Source organism: uncultured Campylobacter sp. (assembly GCF_937997595.1).
In the GTDB taxonomy this organism is placed as follows: Bacteria; Campylobacterota; Campylobacteria; order Campylobacterales; family Campylobacteraceae; genus Campylobacter_B.
In genome coordinates this window covers 1-1,815 of sequence record NZ_CALKTS010000125.1, presented here as the reverse complement: position 1 = coordinate 1,815, position 1,815 = coordinate 1, and the positions used below count along the sequence as shown (strand labels likewise).

1 protein-coding gene and 1 pseudogene are annotated in these 1,815 nt (G+C 54.8%); both read left to right on the top strand.

Going from position 1 to position 1,815, the window contains the following annotated elements; all coding sequences use genetic code 11:
- Nucleotides 1–411 (top strand): annotated as a pseudogene (locus Q0614_RS04420) (glutamyl-tRNA reductase); the annotation flags it as partial.
- Nucleotides 401–1,815, top strand: a 1,415-nt coding sequence (locus tag Q0614_RS04415) for a proline--tRNA ligase (RefSeq protein ID WP_298786822.1), incomplete at its 3' end; no start/stop codon positions are given. The pseudogene Q0614_RS04420 and the gene Q0614_RS04415, both read left to right, overlap by 11 nt.

Here is a 1,815-nt window from a genome sequence, read left to right as displayed (position 1 = left end):
GAAGAGATCGTAAAGAAAAATTTACTGCTTCGCGAGGAGCAGGCGCAGATCGCTTACTCGATCGTGGCAAAATGCACGAATGAGTTTTTCAAATGGCTCAAGGCAGCGGCATCCACGCCGATCATCAAGGCTTTGCGTCAAAGCGCAAAACAGGTAGCCGAGCTAGAGCTAGCCAAGGCGCTTAAAAAGGGCTATCTAAAGCACAGCGATGCGGAGGAGGCGCGCAAACTGATCCATCAGGTTTTTAAAGCGTTTCTGCACGCTCCGACGGTAAATTTAAAAAACCTCGGCAACGCGGATGATGAGGGCGGCGCGGTAAACGCGCTGGTCGAAATTTTTGAACTGCAAGAAAACTACGAAAAATTTTTAAATCAAGAAAACGAGAAAAAGGACAGACAGAATGAAATTTAGCAAGCTTTTCGCTCCGAGCCTAAAAGAGGCCCCTAGAGACGCGGTACTACCTAGCCACGCGCTTTTGATCCGCGCGGGATTTATCGAGCAGCTGGGCAGCGGGCTTTATAATTTTTTGCCGCTAGGAAAGATAGTGCTAGAGCGGATCTGCGCCGTCATCAGGCAGGAGATGGATGCCGCGGGCGCGCAAGAGGTTTCTTTTAGCGTCGTGACGTCCGCGGATGCGTGGAAAAAAAGCGGTCGCTACGCCAAATACGGTAAGGAGCTGCTGCGTTTCAAAGACCGCAAGGATAACGACTTCGTGCTAAGCCCTACCAACGAGGAGGCGGCGGTTTTGATGGTAGCGGATAAGATCACGAGCTACAAGCAGCTGCCGCTAAATATCTATCAGATCAATACGAAATTCCGCGACGAGGCGCGCCCTCGCTTTGGGCTTCTGCGCGGACGCGAGTTTACGATGAAGGACGCTTATAGCTTCCACGCAGACGCTGCGGATATGAAGCGTGAGTTTGAGGTGATGAGGCAGGCGTACTCGCGGATCTTTACGCTACTTGGGTTAAATTTCCGCGCGGTCGATGCGGATAGCGGTGCGATCGGCGGCAGCGGCAGTAAGGAGTTTATGGTGCTAGCGGACAACGGCGAGGACGATATCGTCGTGTGCAAGCGCTGCGAGTATGCCGCAAACATCGAGGCTGCGCGCCGTGCGCCAAAAACTACAAACGCCGCCGCGCCCGAAACCGACGGCATGATGAAATTTAAAACCCCCGCGATGAAAACGATCGATGCGGTGGCGGAATTTTTCAAAGTGGATAAATTCTACACCATCAAAGCGGTGATCAAAAAAGCGCTATATGAGGATCGCAGCGAGATCGTAGCGTTTTTTATCCGCGGCTGCGACGAGCTGCAAGAGACCAAGGCGCAAAATGCCGCAGGCGCGCTAGAGCTAGTCGATGCCAGCGAGGAGGAGATCGCGCGAGCTGGCTTTACGGCGGGCTTTTGCGGACCTTTCGGGCTCGGCGAGGGAGCGAAATTTTACATCGACGCCGAGCTAAAAGGAGCGCGCGAGATGATCGCGGGCGCAAATGAGCCGGATTACCACTACGTGGGCGCTAGCGTGATAAATTTTAACGAATCGCGCTTTGCGGATCTCGCGGCCGTGGGCGAAGGCAACGCATGTCCGTGCTGCGGCGGCGAGCTTGGCATCACAAAAGGCATCGAAGTGGGCCATATCTTTCAGCTCGGCACGCGATATTCCGAGCCGATGGGGGCGCGATTTTTGGACGCAAACGGTAAGGCGCAGCCGTTTTTTATGGGCTGCTACGGCATCGGCGCAAGCCGCCTTATCGCCGTGGCGATCGAAAGCAGCCACGATGAGCGAGGCTGCGTGTGGCCGCGCGAGCTGGC